The organism is Photorhabdus viridis (assembly GCF_040256935.1).
Classification (GTDB): Bacteria; Pseudomonadota; Gammaproteobacteria; order Enterobacterales; family Enterobacteriaceae; genus Photorhabdus; species Photorhabdus viridis.
The window spans coordinates 1-795 of the sequence record NZ_JBEJZY010000202.1 but is presented as its reverse complement, the minus strand read 5'-3'; the positions used below and the strand labels follow the sequence as shown (position 1 = coordinate 795).

General features: G+C 57.7%; 1 protein-coding gene. It reads left to right on the top strand.

All coding sequences use genetic code 11. The features are described 5' to 3' along the window. On the top strand, positions 1-795 hold a 795-nt coding region (locus ABR397_RS22970), incomplete at both ends, for a type VI secretion system Vgr family protein (protein WP_350307727.1).

Sequence of the window (795 nt, the reverse complement as noted above, 5' to 3'; positions counted from 1 at the left end):
GCTGCAACATGAACGTTACCTGAATCGACAGACCCAACTGCGAGGGTTGACGACATCCGCCACGCTGTTGCCGGGTCAGGAGTTGAAAGTCAGGGGAGAGGCGCCGGAAGCGTTCCGTAAAGGGGCGGTGATAACCGCTATTCACAGCAGTGCGCGCCGGGATCGCAGTTTTGAAATGGCGTTTACTGCCATTCCCTACTCTGAAACCGTGTGCTTCCGACCTGCATTAATCCCGAAACCACGCATAGCGGGCACCCTGCCCGCCCGGGTGAGCAGCTCGGTAGTGAACGACCGGTACGGGGATATTGATAAAGACGGGTTGTATCGGGTGGCATTTGATTTTGACCGGGCGGACTGGCCGCAGGGGGAAGAAAGCCTGTGGGTGCGTCTGGCTCGTCCCTATGCGGGTGACACCTACGGTTTTCACTGGCCGTTGCTGATAGGTACGGAAGTGGCGATCGCATTTGAAGGGGGCGACCCGGATCGGCCCTACATCGCTCACGCGCTGCACGACTCAAAACACCCGGATCACGTCACCTTATTCAACTACAAACGCAATGTCCTGCGTACCCCGGCGAATAACAAATTGCGGATGGATGACGAACGCGGTCGGGAGCACATCAAACTGAGTACCGAATACGGCGGTAAGAGCCAGCTCAACCTGGGGCATCTGGTTGACAGCCAGAAACCGCACCCGGATAAACGGGGTGAAGGGTTTGAGCTGCGTACCGATGACTGGGGCGCGATCCGTGCCGGGAAAGGGCTGTTTATCAGTGCGGATAAACAAGCCAACGC